General features: G+C 61.0%; 13 protein-coding genes. 4 read left to right on the forward strand and 9 right to left on the reverse strand.

Annotated elements, in window-relative coordinates; genetic code table 11:
- Window positions 1–55: 55 nt before the first annotated feature.
- Window positions 56–961, reverse strand: coding sequence for a DMT family transporter (locus tag ACO6TG_RS11960; protein ID WP_422378375.1), 906 nt, complete (start codon window positions 959–961; stop codon window positions 56–58).
- A gap of 126 nt (window positions 962–1,087) precedes the next feature.
- On the opposite strand from ACO6TG_RS11960, the gene ACO6TG_RS11965 reads away from it, so the two are divergent.
- Both ACO6TG_RS11965 and ACO6TG_RS11970 read left to right on the forward strand, forming a co-directional pair.
- Entirely contained in the window at window positions 1,088–1,543 is a 456-nt protein-coding gene (locus ACO6TG_RS11965) for a methylated-DNA--[protein]-cysteine S-methyltransferase (protein ID WP_422378376.1), read from the forward strand.
- Window positions 1,544–1,721: 178 nt separating this feature from the next.
- Window positions 1,722–2,921 carry a D-alanyl-D-alanine carboxypeptidase family protein gene (locus ACO6TG_RS11970; protein WP_422378377.1) on the forward strand — a complete coding sequence of 400 codons (1,200 nt, stop codon included), beginning with the start codon at window positions 1,722–1,724 and terminating at the stop codon, window positions 2,919–2,921.
- An 11-nt stretch (window positions 2,922–2,932) separates the two neighbouring features.
- Here ACO6TG_RS11970 and ccmI read toward each other — a convergent pair whose 3' ends face one another.
- Genes ccmI through ACO6TG_RS11990 form a run of 4 tightly spaced genes read right to left on the reverse strand, consistent with a single transcriptional unit; the run spans window position 2,933 to window position 7,637 of the window.
- Complete coding sequence (ccmI, locus tag ACO6TG_RS11975) at window positions 2,933–4,360, reverse strand: c-type cytochrome biogenesis protein CcmI (RefSeq protein ID WP_422378378.1); 1,428 nt, start codon at window positions 4,358–4,360, stop codon at window positions 2,933–2,935.
- Window positions 4,357–4,836 carry a cytochrome c-type biogenesis protein gene (locus ACO6TG_RS11980; protein WP_422378379.1) on the reverse strand — a complete coding sequence of 160 codons (480 nt, stop codon included), beginning with the start codon at window positions 4,834–4,836 and terminating at the stop codon, window positions 4,357–4,359. Before ACO6TG_RS11980 ends, ccmI begins: the two co-directional genes overlap by 4 nt.
- Window positions 4,837–4,848: 12 nt before the next feature.
- Window positions 4,849–6,834, reverse strand: coding sequence for a heme lyase CcmF/NrfE family subunit (locus ACO6TG_RS11985; protein ID WP_422378380.1), 1,986 nt, complete (start codon window positions 6,832–6,834; stop codon window positions 4,849–4,851).
- Window positions 6,831–7,637, reverse strand: coding sequence for a Crp/Fnr family transcriptional regulator (locus ACO6TG_RS11990; RefSeq protein WP_422378381.1), 807 nt, complete (start codon window positions 7,635–7,637; stop codon window positions 6,831–6,833). The genes ACO6TG_RS11985 and ACO6TG_RS11990 overlap by 4 nt, the downstream gene beginning before the upstream one ends.
- 237 nt (window positions 7,638–7,874) lie before the next feature.
- Here ACO6TG_RS11990 and ACO6TG_RS11995 point away from each other — a divergent pair, with 237 nt between their 5' ends.
- Together ACO6TG_RS11995 and ACO6TG_RS12000 are read left to right on the forward strand one after the other, a co-directional pair.
- Window positions 7,875–10,220 carry a hypothetical protein gene (locus ACO6TG_RS11995; protein WP_422378382.1) on the forward strand — a complete coding sequence of 782 codons (2,346 nt, stop codon included), beginning with the start codon at window positions 7,875–7,877 and terminating at the stop codon, window positions 10,218–10,220.
- A gap of 61 nt (window positions 10,221–10,281) precedes the next feature.
- Window positions 10,282–10,668 (forward strand): Rap1a/Tai family immunity protein, encoded by a 387-nt coding sequence (locus ACO6TG_RS12000; protein ID WP_422378383.1) that lies wholly within the window; start codon window positions 10,282–10,284, stop codon window positions 10,666–10,668.
- A gap of 142 nt (window positions 10,669–10,810) precedes the next feature.
- On the opposite strand, the gene ACO6TG_RS12005 is transcribed toward ACO6TG_RS12000, so the two are convergent.
- The 4 genes from ACO6TG_RS12005 to ACO6TG_RS12020 all read right to left on the reverse strand — a co-directional run bounded on the left by ACO6TG_RS12005 (window position 10,811) and on the right by ACO6TG_RS12020 (window position 13,849).
- Complete coding sequence (locus tag ACO6TG_RS12005) at window positions 10,811–11,050, reverse strand: hypothetical protein (protein ID WP_422378384.1); 240 nt, start codon at window positions 11,048–11,050, stop codon at window positions 10,811–10,813.
- Between the two features lie 103 nt (window positions 11,051–11,153).
- Window positions 11,154–11,678, reverse strand: a complete 525-nt coding sequence (locus ACO6TG_RS12010) for a MarR family winged helix-turn-helix transcriptional regulator (RefSeq protein WP_422378385.1) — start codon at window positions 11,676–11,678, stop codon at window positions 11,154–11,156.
- A gap of 171 nt (window positions 11,679–11,849) precedes the next feature.
- The gene (locus ACO6TG_RS12015) at window positions 11,850–12,638 is read right to left on the reverse strand and encodes an ABC transporter ATP-binding protein (protein WP_422378386.1); all 789 of its coding nucleotides are present in this window, start codon (window positions 12,636–12,638) and stop codon (window positions 11,850–11,852) included.
- Between the two features lie 53 nt (window positions 12,639–12,691).
- Window positions 12,692–13,849, reverse strand: a complete 1,158-nt coding sequence (locus ACO6TG_RS12020; protein WP_422378387.1) for an MFS transporter — start codon at window positions 13,847–13,849, stop codon at window positions 12,692–12,694.
- Between the last annotated feature and the right edge of the window lie 15 nt (window positions 13,850–13,864).

The following is a 13,864-nucleotide window of genomic DNA, read 5'->3' on the forward strand; positions in this document are numbered from 1 at the left end:
GTCAGCCGGGTGGCAATAGTCTGGTACTTTTGGGCGAGATCCCTGGCCGTCCCTTTCAGATGCCCTTCACCCGCTCGCGGTAAAGAATGTAAAGGCCCGACGCGACCACGATCGCGGCACCGGCCATTGTAGTGCCGGTCGGCACGTCGCCGAAAACCAGAAAGCCGAGCGCGATCATCCAGACAATCTGGATATAGATGAACGGCGCCAGTACCGGAGCCGGCGCAATGCGGTGGGCAATGATGAACAGAAAATGCCCGCCGGCGCCAAAGGCTCCGGTGGCAAGAAGCAGCGCCCAGGTCCAGATATCCTGGGGCATGACCCAGACGGACAAGCCGACGGGCGCCATCGCCACCGCCGCAACGATCCCGGAAAGGATCAGCATGCCGGCAGAACTGTCCGTCGCCGTCAACTGACGGGTCAACAGTGCATAGATGGCATAGAAGGTCATCGCCGCCACGGAATAGATCGCGGCCCAGTGCATGCCGCCGAGACCTGGCTGCGTCACCACCAGAACACCGACAAATCCGACCACAATGGCTGCCCAGCGCCGCGCACCAGCCCATTCGCCCAGCATCGGACCGGCAAGCGCGGTAATCACGAAAGGGGCCGCAAACATGATCGCCATCGTCTCTGCCAGTTGCAGGTAGCGAACGGCCAGGAAGTTGAACACCGTCGTGCCGAGCAGGCAGAAGGCCCGCACAATCTGCAGCAAAGGTCGTTTTGTCGTCAGCAGCGCCGGCTTTTTCCAGACCTGGAACAACACAAGCGCCAGAAACACGTGGCTGACAAATCGCACCCAGACAATCTGCAAGGTTGGAAGACTGGCCGAGAGGTATTTTGCGGTTGCGTCCAGGACGGAAAAACTCAGGCAGGCCAGAACGATAAGCCCGATGCCCGCGATCGGTGCAGCTCCGCTGGAGCCCCCTGCGCTGGTGCGGTGCTGAGTGTCGGACGCCATGGCGGTCGGCCTTTACCGGTTGATCATCCTGAGATGAAAGACGAAAAAGGGATCATTCCACGGGAATGTCCGGTTGAGTCGTGACCGGCCAGTCAGCACCAGAGAAAAAGGCACGCGGAGACCGACATGCCAGTTGCGGAAATTGAAACCTGGCTGGGGCGCCTGTCCATCACGGAACATGAAGGCGCGATCACCCAGATACAATGGAACGGTCCGGCAAGCCAAGACAAAACACCTTTGCTGGAAGAAGCGGCAAAACAGGTGACGGCATATCTGGCGGGTGACCTGAAGCAGTTTGATCTTCCCCTTGCCCCAAAGGGCGGTGAGCTGCACCAGGCCGTGTTCAAGGCCATGCTGGCAATTCCCTATGGTGGCACACGTACCTACGGTGACCTTGCAAAGGAACTCAACACCTATGGACAACCGATCGGCCAGGCCTGCGGCGCCAATCCGATCCCGATCGTCATCCCCTGCCACCGGATCCTGTCCGCCAACGGCCTGGGCGGGTATTCCGGAGATGGCGGCACGGAAACCAAGATCGCCCTCCTGAAACTGGAAGGCGGTTACCCTTTTCTGGTCTGACCATTGTTGCTGTCCGCTGCGACCGGCCCTTGCCCCATCTCCCCGCTTGTAAACGCGGAACTAACGGTTCTGTCACAGGATGGCCAAAGTCTGAAGGCAAGCCTCGGCCAACAAGCCGCAAGGTCCAAACAAGCCACGCGGACGAGGCTGTCCAAGCGACTGCCGGAAGGTTTGAGCCATGATGCCCTGCATTCACCTGCCCCTGACCCGCATAATGCGCGCGCTGACCGTGGCCGCCGCAGGTCTTGCGATGACGGTTTTCGGTGACGGCCTGTCACCCGCCACCGCGACGCCCGCACTTGTCGTTGATCTAGACAATCAGAACATTCTCTACGAAGAGGATGCCGGGCGCCCCTGGTTTCCCGCCTCAACGACAAAGCTGATGACGGCGCTCGTGACCTACAAGGCCTTGCAGACCGGCGAGGTCGATCTCGATACGCCGGTCATCCTGTCACGACGGGCAACAAGCCAGAGTTTTGCGAATTCCGGGTTGAAGGCCGGTCAGGCAATGACCTTGTGGGACGCGCTTCATGCCGTTCTTGTCGGCTCGGCCAATGATGTCGCCGTCGCACTCGCCGAAACAGTCGCCGGCACGGAAGAGGAATTCGTCACACGCATGAACGAGGAGGCAAAGAAGCTCGGCCTGAGCGCCAGCCATTTTGCCAACCCGAACGGCCTGGCCAATCCGGACCAGCAGGTAACGGCACGCGATCTGGCGATCCTTGGGAGAGAACTGTACAAGAACCACCCGGACTTTCACCCGATCTACCGGACGTCACGGGTCGTGATCGATACAAAGGCAATCGAATCCTTCAACATTCTCCTGACCGAATATCCCGGCACGCTGGGGCTCAAGACCGGGTTTCTGTGTTCTTCTGGACGCAATCTCGTGGCGCTCGCCGAAAAGGACGACCGGCGCATCCTTGTGGTTCTTCTGGGGGCTACGACAGGACGGGAACGCAGTGAACGCGCTGCCAAGCTGTTCACCGAGGCGTTTGACGGCACACTCAAACCGACCGGCCAGCGGGTTGCAGACCTCCAGAATGATCTGGCCGCCGAACCGCCGGACATGCGCATGAAGCTCTGCAGCGACCAGACGGCTGCTTATGAGACAAGACAGGAAGCGCTTTACCCGATGGGTCTGCCGGGTCAGAAAAGCTACCTGTCGCCTCCCATATCCCCGGTGACTCACACCATCAACACCTGGAAGATGCCGGGTGACTATGATGTGCCGGTTCCGACCACCAAACCTGCCCTTGCATCCGTCAAGCAATACGTCGCAGCAAATGCGGAAGGCTGGAACGGGGTCAGGCCGCCACGCAAACCGGTGATCGGTGCGGCCGCACCAGGCGGCGCGGCACCGGGCCCCACGCTCTAGGCACTCCGACGCTACTGAACGAATTCAGCCACACTGCGTTTGATCTGGGCGACCACCATCGGATTGGAAGCAAAGTGGCTCGTGGCCTTGTCAAATGCCGCTTTCGCTTTTTCTGCCTCCCCCAGATGCGAGTAGGACCGGATCAACATCACCCAGCCATCCGGGTTCTCCGGGTTCTCTTCCAGCTTGGCCGCCAGCCCGGCGACCATGCCCTGGATCAGGTCGGCCTGCTCGTCAGTGGAAAGGCTCTGCGCGGCCGCGATATCCGCATCCGTTGGCCCCTTCGCCAGCACAGTCGCTGGGACCAGATCCAATCCAAGATTGGCCGCTGTTGCATTGATCTTGGAGAGTACGAATGGCGCTGCCGCAAACTGTTTTCGCGCGGCGTCGATCGCCGCCTTGGCCTTGTCCGTTTCTCCAAGAGCCGCGCGGATCTGGGCCAGCTCCTGCCAGGATTTGTAGTCGGTCGGCTCGGCCAGAAGTTTGTCATCAAGTACATCGGCCCGCCGACGCAAGGCATCTCCGTCCTGACCCGTTGAGTTACCCGCGGCCTTGTCCAGCTCCGCATCGGATGCATTCGGCAGATACGCGGAGACATCGGCCTTGGTAAACCGCGCCATATTGACGATGTCCCGCCGCACCAGGGCCATCCATGGGGCATTCGGGTCTGAATCCGCCGCCAGTTGCGCCCAGTCTGACAGCGCGCCCTCAAAGTCCTGCGCCTGTGCCTTGGACAGAGCCAGATAGTACCGCGCCCGCGGATCGTTCGATTTCGCCCGAACCTGCTGGAACAGGATCCTGGCAGCCTGAGGCACCTTGTTGCCGTTGGCCAACGTCATCGCCTCGGCATAGGCGGACAGGACGCCAGGGTCATTGTCGGACAGTTCGGCCGCCCGGCGATAGGCATCGGCAGCAGATGCATTGTCTCCGGTCGACGCATAGCTGCGCGCCAGAAGCCACCAGTCTTCAAAAGAGTCCGGATGCTTATCGACGGTCTCGACCAGCAGCTGGATCCGGCTCTTGATATCGCCGGCCTGCGCGCGCTGGATCAGCACTTCCGTCTTGCGCGCCTGAAGCGGTCTGTCTGCCGCACCAGCTGCACCAAGCCAGACATAGCCTGCAACCGATCCGGCTGCCACGACGGCCGCGAGGCCAGCCGCGAGCAGCGGCGAGCGGCGGGAAACCGACAGACCGCCAACAGAGTGTTTCGCGGCCCTGAGCACGCGGGCTTCAATCTCTCGCTGTGCGGCATCCGACTCCGACTGAGAAATCAGACCGGCCTTGAGGTCCCGTTCAACCTCGTCGGCCTGGTCCCGGTATATGGAAAGGGCCGCGTCGGTCTCGTCCCGTTCGACACCAGTGCGTCGCACGAAGGGCAGCACCAGCCAGAGGGCACAAAGACCCACAACAAGCGCTGCGAACACCCAGAACATGTTCATGATCGCCCCTCCTGAAGAAGTTTGCGGGCAGCGGCCCGTTCGTCGTCTGTCAGGTCCGTTGCCGCGAGTGGTTTCCGGCGACCGCGCAGATAGAAAGCCGCGCCGATCAGCCCCAGGCCGAGCGCAAGCACGGGCGCGGCCCAAAGCACCGCGTTGCGCGCGGAAAATCGTGGCTCCAGCAGCACATAGTCGCCATAGCGATCCGAGATATAGGCAAGGATTTCGGTGTCCGTTTCCCCTTCTTCCATGCGCGTACGCACCAAGACACGCAGGTCCTTTGCAAGGCCCGAATTGGAATCGAAGATCGACTGGTTCTGACAGACCATGCAGCGCAGCTGGCGGCCAATCTCCCGCGCGCGGTCTTCCTTGACCGGATCGGCAAACATTTCATTGCCGTCGATGGCCGCCGCCGGACTGCTGACGAGCAGGACCACCGCAAGCACGCTCATCAAACGGATTAGGAGAGCCGTTGACATGGTGATCTTCTCCTATTCCGCCGGTTGCGGCAGTGGGGTTACAGCGCGGCGCGGTGAGGGAACACCGACACGAAGGCGCCGATCAGCCAAGGACAACAGTCCGGCAAGCGAGATCATCAATGCGCCCAGCCACATCCAGGGCACACCCGGATTGTAGTAGAAACGCGTCACGAACTGGCCGTTTGCCGCGGGGTCTCCAAGGACAGCGTAATAGTCGCCGTGCCAGCGAGTGACGATGCCGGCTTCGGTGGTCGGTTTCTGCTCGACCGGATACCAGCGCCGTTCCGGATGAAGGGTTGTTATGGCGGCTCCGTTTCGGCTCACATTCACGGTGGCAACCGAGGTCTGGTAGTTGGGGCCCACACCGTTTTTCACACTGACCAGCGTGTATTCGTACGGCCCGACGGCGACCGGCTCGCCGGGCGTGACGGTCTGGATTTCCTCGAAGCTCCAAAGAGAGGCTGCAACGACACCAGCCGAAGCGATTGCCAGCCCCATATGGCCAACATAAAGCCCCCAGGCGCTGAGCGGCAGCCCCGACAGTCGCCCGGGAATTCTCGACCAATGAGCGCTGCCAATCCCCGCTCGGCGCGCGAGATCCAGAAGCGTTGCAACACCGAGGAACAGGGCAACGGCAACACCGAACAGGCTGGCTGGATCTGGTGTTCCAAAGACGATGACCAGACCAATGCCGATCAGCGCTGTAACAAGGGCCGTCACCAGTACATCCTTGCGCAACCGGCGCATATTGGCCCGTTTCCAGGACAGGAAGGGACCGACCGCCGCCAGCAGCACCACGATGGCGAACATCGGCAGGAAGGTCTTGTTGAAATAGGGCGCCCCAACCGTAATCTTGTCGCCGGTCGCAATATCGACAAAGAGCGGGAACAGCGTTCCGACAAAAACGGTCGCGGCACATGCACTCAGCAGAACATTGTTCATCAGGAGCCCCGTCTCGCGGGAGATACCGGCAAACGTGCCGCCTTCCCGGATGTCAGACGAGCGGAGCGCGAACAGGGTGAAGGCGCCGCCAATGGCCAGGACAAGCAACAGGAGTATGAAGACGCCACGCTCCGGATCATTGGCAAAGGCATGCACGGAAGACAGAATGCCGGAGCGAACCAGGAACGTGCCGATCAGGCTGAGCGCGAAGGTTAGGATGGCCAGGAGAATGGTCCAGGTCAAAAGGGCCGCACGTTTTTCGACCACGATGGCCGAATGCAGCAGGGCAGTGCCAAGCAACCACGGCATGAAGGAGGCATTTTCCACCGGGTCCCAGAACCAGAACCCACCCCAGCCGAGTTCGTAATAGGCCCACCAGCTGCCCAGAGCGATGCCCGCCGTCAGGCCGGACCAGGCGAGCAGGATCCAGGGCCGCATCCACCGGGCCCAGCTCGGATCGACCTGGCCGCGCACCAGCGCCGCAATGGCAAAGGAGAAGGCCGTCGAGAACCCGACATAGCCCAGATACAGCAGCGGCGGATGAAAGGCGACGCCGGGATCCTGCAGGAGAGGGTTCATGCCCTGCCCGTCCAGCGGCGCATTGACGATCCGCTCGAACGGATTGGACGTCAGCAGAATGAAGGCCAGAAACCCCGCACCGATCATGCCCTGTACGGCAAGAACAACGGCGCGCATGCTGACGGGAATTCCACGGCCAAAGAGGGCGATCAACACGCTGAACAGGGTCAGGATCAATACCCAAAGAAGCATCGAACCTTCGTGGTTGGCCCAGACGCCGGTGACCTTGTAGAGCATCGGTTTGCCCGAGTGGCTGTTGAGAGCCACGTTCAGGACCGAGAAGTCTGAAACGACATAGGCATAGGTCAGCGCAGCAAAGGCCGCCGCCGTCGCCAGGAACTGGATTTCCGCCGCATTGTCGGCAAAGCGCATGGCCGAGGCATTGTCCGCGCGCACTCCCCACAAGGGCACGACGGACTGAAGAATTGCGACGATGAAGGCCAGGATCAGACAGAAATGGCCGATTTCGACAATCATTGACCGGCTCCCTTGTGAGCAACCTGACAGGGTTGAATGGTCGACAGGAAGGCATCCAGACTGCTGGTGTCGCCCGGCTCTGCGACCGCCACCGGCAAACGGCGCTGAAGCGCAGCCGGGTCTGGAATGAAAAAGGCATTTCTGGAAGGAAACTGCGCCAGCTTGCTTTTCTTCAGACGCGTGAAGATCCGGCTGATCGTTTCCGTGTTCAGGCCGAGATAGTCGGCGATGTCTTCACGGGTCATCGGTAGCTCGACAAAATACCCGTTTTCACTGGACCGGCCGATACGCAAGGCCATGTCGAGCAGGAACAGCGTTACCCGTTCGGTGCTGTCCATCCGGCCAAGCGTGACGAGATGCGATGAACAGGCTTCCAGTCTTTGATGAATGATGCCGAACAGATCCGTGACGAGCTGGCCCCCCGCATCACCTGCCGCGTCATGAGTCCCGAGCCGGGTCAGCATCTGAAGGTCGAGTTCGCACAGGACCGTGTCGCAGAAAGCTTCAATCCAGGCACCGGACTGATGCCCCGTGCTCATGCCGCAGACGGTATCGCCACGTGTGTCGAGACCCAGGATCTGGCGCCGACCGTCCTCAAGGCCAACACAAAGCGCCGTCATGCCCTTCACGATGATCCAGATCTTGCGGCAGGAGGCTTCCGACAGTGACAGCCGGTCCCCGCGCTGTAGGGTCCGGTGCCGTTTGATAAAGGACATGCCAACCAGTGACCGGCACAGTTGCCGGTCGCACATCGTTTCCGTGCAGTCGGGTCTGTTTGTTGTCACCTGGGTCTGGATTGCCATCGACGCCCCCACTTGCATCCGCTTGGGCAACTCACCCGCGCCCTGGCTATGCTGTGGCGCCAAGGCTAGTCACGCACCGGTTGAGCGGTCCATGACCTGAATCATTTCAAATCTTCGAAACTACCGATGTACTGATTTGTCCGACTAATCACGAAACACTGACAATTGTCAGGGAACCCGTTTCGGCGCTCCCCTACCCTTCTTCCGATACGACTGTGCTCGAGAGGAGTCGGGTCTGTGAGACATCTGATAGTTGCACTCGGTTTGTTCCTGGGCGGAACCGCCTATGCGCAAGAGGTTCCGGAAACGGTTGATCAGGCCGTTGCGGACGAGAAGGGCTGTTTGTCCTGCCACGAGGGAATTGAAAAATTCACCTCCGGCGTCATGATGGAAACCATTGAGGCGATGGGTCCCGATCTGGGCGACCCGGCGGGCTGCGTGGTTTGCCATGGCGGCAACCCGCAGGGGCTGACGGCGGAAGAGGCCCACAAGGGCACGCCAGCGGACCTCGCCGAGGCCGGTGGGCCGCACACGTTCTACCCGGACCCTGGTGCGCTTTGGATCGCCGACAAGTCCTGCGGCCAGTGCCACGACGGCTATGCCGAACGCCTCACCAAGTCTCTCATGAACACCGAAGCCGGCAAGCTTCAGGGCAACCTGTGGTCCTGGGGTGTCCTCGACACGCACCGGTCTGTCTATGGCAACTACGATCTGGTTGACGAGGATGGCTATGTGCCGACCGTCGGCACCGACGCCTATAAGGACTATATGGTTGCCTTTGCGGAGGCCCATCCGGACCAGCTGCCAAGTTCCATGGAGCAGGTGCCCGAGGTGGATGTGGATTCCATCGCGCAGCATCCGAACATGGCCGGCATCACCTATTCTCGCCAGCAGTGTCAGCGCTGCCACGTCGGCGTGACCGGGCGCGAGAAACGCGGGGACTTCCGCGGCGCCGGCTGCTCCTCCTGCCACGTGCCTTACTCCAATGAAGGCCTTTACGAAGGCAACGATCCGACCATCGCCAAGGACCAGCCGGGCAAGCTGCTCACCCACCAGATGCAGGGCTCGCGCAAGTCCAAGGTCAAGGTCGGCGAGGTCGAGTATTCCGGCATTCCGTCCGAGACCTGCAACTCCTGCCACAACCGCGGCAAGCGGATCGGCGTGAGCTATCAGGGCATCATGGAATTCCCCTATGGCTCTCCCTACAATGAAAAGGGTGGCAAACAGCCCAAGCTGCACACAAAGAACTACGTCTTCGTCAAGGACGACCTGCACCATTCCGTTGAATCCCGGGAAGGCAACCCGGCGGGCGGCATGCTTTGCCAGGACTGCCACACTTCGGTTGACATGCATGGGGACGGCAATCTGCCCGGCACGACCCTCGCACAGGTGGAAATCGAGTGTGAGGATTGCCACGGCACGGTCTCCAAGTTCCCCTGGGAATTGCCTCTCGGCTATGGCGAGGAACACCAGACCGATATCGGCGACGCAGCACGCGGCCTGGCCGATGACATCACTGCGGAACAGTACTTCGCTGAGGTCTATGACGCCGAAGACGGCTATCTGCTCAGCGCCCGCGGCAACCCGCTCGGCAACGTTGTCCGCCGCGGCGACAAGGTGATCATGCACTCTGCCTCCGGTCTTGATTTCGAGGTTCCGGTCCTGCGCCAGCTGGCTCTGGACGGCAACTGGAAATCTCCGAATGCGGAAGTCGCCATGATGAGTGTCGGCAAGCATATGGAAAGCATGGAATGTTATGCCTGCCATGCCGACTGGGCTCCACAATGCTACGGCTGCCACATCACCGTCGACTATTCGGAGGGCAAAACGGATGTGGACTGGATCCACAACGCCAACTCGCGCGGCGAAGACGGTCTGACGGCTGACAACCAGCTGGGCACCAACGGTCTGACGAGCCCGGGCAAGGTCGCGGAAACCCGCTCCTACCTGCGCTGGGAAGAACCGACGCTCGGCATCAATGGCGAAGGCCGTGTCAGCCCGCTGATGCCTGGCTGCCAGGTGATCACCACCGTGATCGACAAGGACGGCAACACGGTCGCGCATAACGAGACCTGGATGACCCCGGATGCCGGAGGCACCAAAGGCCTCGATCATGCGGCCGTTCAACCGCACACCGCCGGCCGGGAGGCCCGCACCTGCGAGAGCTGCCATAACAATCCGAAAGCGCTCGGATACGGCATCTCCGGTGGCCGCTTCATGAAGGGCTATGACAAGGGCTTTGTGGTTGATCTGGAAACGGCAACGGGTGAAATCATTCCGCAGCAAACCCAGCTGCAGTCCCAGCCGGTTCCGAGCCTCGACCATGATCTCAGCCGGATCGTGACCGAAGACGGCAAGCAACTGGTGACGGTCGGCTCGCACTGGCCGCTGACCGGCCCGCTGCCACAGGAGATGCGTGAGAAGATGGAACGCACCGGCCTGTGTATGGGCTGCCACCAGAACATGACCGATGAAGACTTGTGGGACAAAGTCAACAGCCCGGCCTTCCTCAACAATGAGGAACACCAGGAGGTCATGGACCAGGCCGTGCACGCTCTTGCCGACAAGAAGAGCGCGCAATGAACCCACACATCCCCCGCGCACCGCGCGGGGGATGCCCCAGGCTTATCCTTGGAGCAAACCGATGCGATTTTCCCTGATTTCTTGCATTCTGGCCGGTTTGATGGTCGCCCCTGCCGCCGCAGCACCAGGTTCCGTCCTGCTCATTCACTCCAACTACACTGCGGAAGAATTGCTGTCTCCCTGCCAGGAGGCCGACAATGACGCCCGCTGGGGACAGGCGGCGGAAATCGAGTGCGAGCAATACATCATCGGCTTCGTGAACGCGCTTCAGGTCACCGGCGCAGCCGGTGAGGGCACCGACATCTGCCTGCCTGCCCAGAATGTTCCCGACGAGGTTCGCTGGGCCTTCATGCGCTGGGTTCATGGCGACTTTACGAAGCGCAAGGCCATGACTGCGGCCGATGCCCTGATGGCGACGCTGAAGCAGGACTTTCCCTGCAGCAAATAAGCTCTCATGAGATCAGGGGCCTCGCGGCCCCTGTTTTCTTCCAGCCTTCTGCCTACAACCCGCCTCAGTCCCTATCAGCGAGTTGCTGCCATGTGGCCCTTGGACGCTTGTACGCCTGTCTCCCGCAACAGGGAGCAGGGTACTAGAAAATCATAAACCCGATAAAAATCACCACAACGGCAAGCGTGCTCCAGGCCAGAAATTCCTGAAGCTGGGCTCGGTGTGCGCGGGTTGCGCCCCAGGATCGTCCGGCAGGCGAAGTGCGCAGTCCGAAGTGAGGGCGGTTGATTGACGTCTTGGAAACATGGGCGAACCGGCGCCGCAGCTCCGCAGCACGCCGGGCGCCCCGGTCTTCATTGATCGTATGGGTCTTGCTTGCCATTTCCAGTTCCTCCGCATGTCATCGGATCTGGCGGAGAAATGGTTTTGGTGGACCCGGAATTCAAATGAGCGATTTGTAATGTTGCTCGTGCCAGGCTTTGGCCTCAGGCGGCCGACAGCTCCTTGGACTTGGGCTCTGCGTCCTCGGACTTCTCGTCATCCGTATCGAAGTCGGCCTCGTGCTCCGGATCGTCGTCGACGGAAATCGACAGGTTCTTTTCCACCTGACGCAGCAGCTTGCGCAATTTCTTGCGATCCTTGTCATCAAGACCGGCCATCGCCTCGCGCTCGAGCCGTTTCCAGGCCTTGTCGACGGACAGGACCAGTTCGCGGCCGGTGTCGGTCAGATAGACCCTGGCAAGGCGGCCGTCGGTATCCGAGACCTGCCGGCGCACATATCCCTGGCTGGAGAGACGGGTGACCATCTTGGTGACGGTGGGCGGCTGGACACCGAGCGCCAGGGCGAGCTGGCTCATGGTGCGGCCATCGGCATCGGCCAGCACTTTCAGGACCAGTTCCTGCCCGGGATGCAGGCCGATGCGCATCAAATGTGCGCCAGAGCGGGCCCGTTGTGCTTTTGCGGCCTGAACCAGACGAAACGTTATGCTTTTCTTGTAGTTGAAAGCCATCGTGCCATCCCCGTTCTCAATCAACCCGAATCACGTTCAGCCGTGATGCGGGCGCACCCTAACGAGGTTATTTAACCGTCAAATGACACTTGTTCCGCTTGCCGCAAATTAATTTGCAACACGGGAACTTGGGCCCGTTTAGCCTGCTAAGCGGAGATTTCGGACCTCACGTCAAAACGCGTCCGCCGGCTCCATGGACGCCTGCAGCGACGCGGACACGTCCCGGCACAGGTCGCTGTAGCGCTGTGAAGTCCGGAAGGCGTCGTCACGGGGACGGGACATATCGATCCGGTGTTCACAGACCACCCGGCCGGGCCGGGCCGCCATGACGACCACCCGGCTGGAGAGATAGACCGATTCAAACACCGAATGGGTCACGAAAAGAACGGTCCAGCCAAAACTCTCCTGAAGACGCATCAGGTCGTTGTTGAGCTTGAAGCGGGTGATTTCATCCAGGGCTGCAAACGGCTCATCCATCAGCAGCACTTTCGGCCGCGTGATCAGCGCGCGCGCAATGGAAACACGCATCTTCATGCCGCCGGACAACTCGGCTGGCATGTGATCGGCAAAGTCCTGGAGGCCAACCGTTTCCAGCGCGCCCATGACGCGCTCGCGCGCTGCCGATTTCGACACCCCCTTGATGCGCAAGGGCAGCCAGACATTGCTGAAGACAGTTGCCCAGGGCATCAGGGTTGCTTCCTGAAAGACAAAGCCGAGCTCGTGTCCGGATTGCCCGCGTGCCTCTTGCGGCCAGGCGACGTCTCCCCCGCTTGGTGCGGCCAGTCCGGCAATGATCCGGAGCGCACTGGACTTGCCGCAGCCGGACGGACCGAGCAGAGACACGAACTCGCCCTGCCGGACCTCAAGCGAGAAATCCTGCAGCGCCGTCGTGCCGTTCTCAAACTCCTTGCGGACATTCTTCAACGAGACGATGACAGGCGCTTGGTCGGTCTGGGACATGCTTTCGTCTGGTCTCCTGTTCATTTCCCGGTCCGTCCCTGCCCGCATCCGGATCAGGACCTGACCTTGAGTGCGCCTGCAAGAAACGGGATCGCAAGCGTACACAACGCGACGGTCGCAAAAGAGGCGCGCAGAGACAAGAGATCGCCGACAAATCCGAGCAACGGCGGACCGAACAGGAACGCGCCGTAACCAAGTGTCGCCACCGCCGCCAGCGCCGACCCCTTGGACATGTTCTGATCGCTGGCCGCGCGGGACATGGCCAGGGGAAACAGCACCGCATAGCCCAGCCCCATGACAAAACTGCCGACCCAGACCGCCCAGATATTCGCGCCCGAGACGAGGAGAAGGCATCCTGCAAAGGCTGTCAGACCGCTCAGCCGTGCAACCAGCACCGGTCCAAAACGGGCAATCACCTGATCGCCGGCGAGCCGCATGACAACCATCGCGACCGAGAAGACGGTGAAGGCCGTCGGTGCGATCGCCTCGGAAAATCCGAGATCCTCGATCTGGTAAAGCGCCGCCCAGTCGGTCATGGCGCCTTCCCCTAGAGCCGCGACCAGTGCCATCAATCCTACCAGGATGAGCGCGCCCTTTGGCAGGGCAAACAAGGGCGCCTTGCCGTCTTTTTCCGTTTCGACGAGCTGCGGCCATGGCTGACGCCAGAACCAGACCAGGAAGGGCGCGATCATCACACTCCAGAGCGAAAAATGCGTCGCGACCGACAGGCCCAGTTCGATGGCAAGCCCTCCGACCAGTGCCGCGGCGCCGGCCCCCAGGCTGAAAAGGCCGTGATAGGACGACATGATCGGCTTGCCATATGCGGTTTCCACTTCAGCGCCCCAGCCATTCATGGAGACATCGAGAGCACCGAAGGTGAAGCCGGCCACAAACAGGGCGAGCGTGAGCAGAGGAACGGACGGAGCAAGACCGACCAGCACAAAACTCATCACATTGGCGCAAGCGAGGATCTTGGTCACGGGTGCAGGCCCCAGCCGGTCCAGCAGCATGCCGGTCAGCGGAAAGGCAACAAAGGCACCACAGGCCATGACAAGCAGGAGCAGGCCAAAGCCGCTCTCGTCTAGACCGGTCGCGGCTTTGACATGCGGGATCCGCGAGGCCCACATACCGATAAACGTGCCGCACATGAAGAAAATGGCCGAAACGACCCGGCGTGCGGCGGAGGCGTGGTCCTTGAGAGGAGCTGTCATAGCGATTTGCTGCTT

The organism is Roseibium sp. (assembly GCF_965233565.1).
Taxonomy (GTDB): Bacteria; Pseudomonadota; Alphaproteobacteria; order Rhizobiales; family Stappiaceae; genus Roseibium.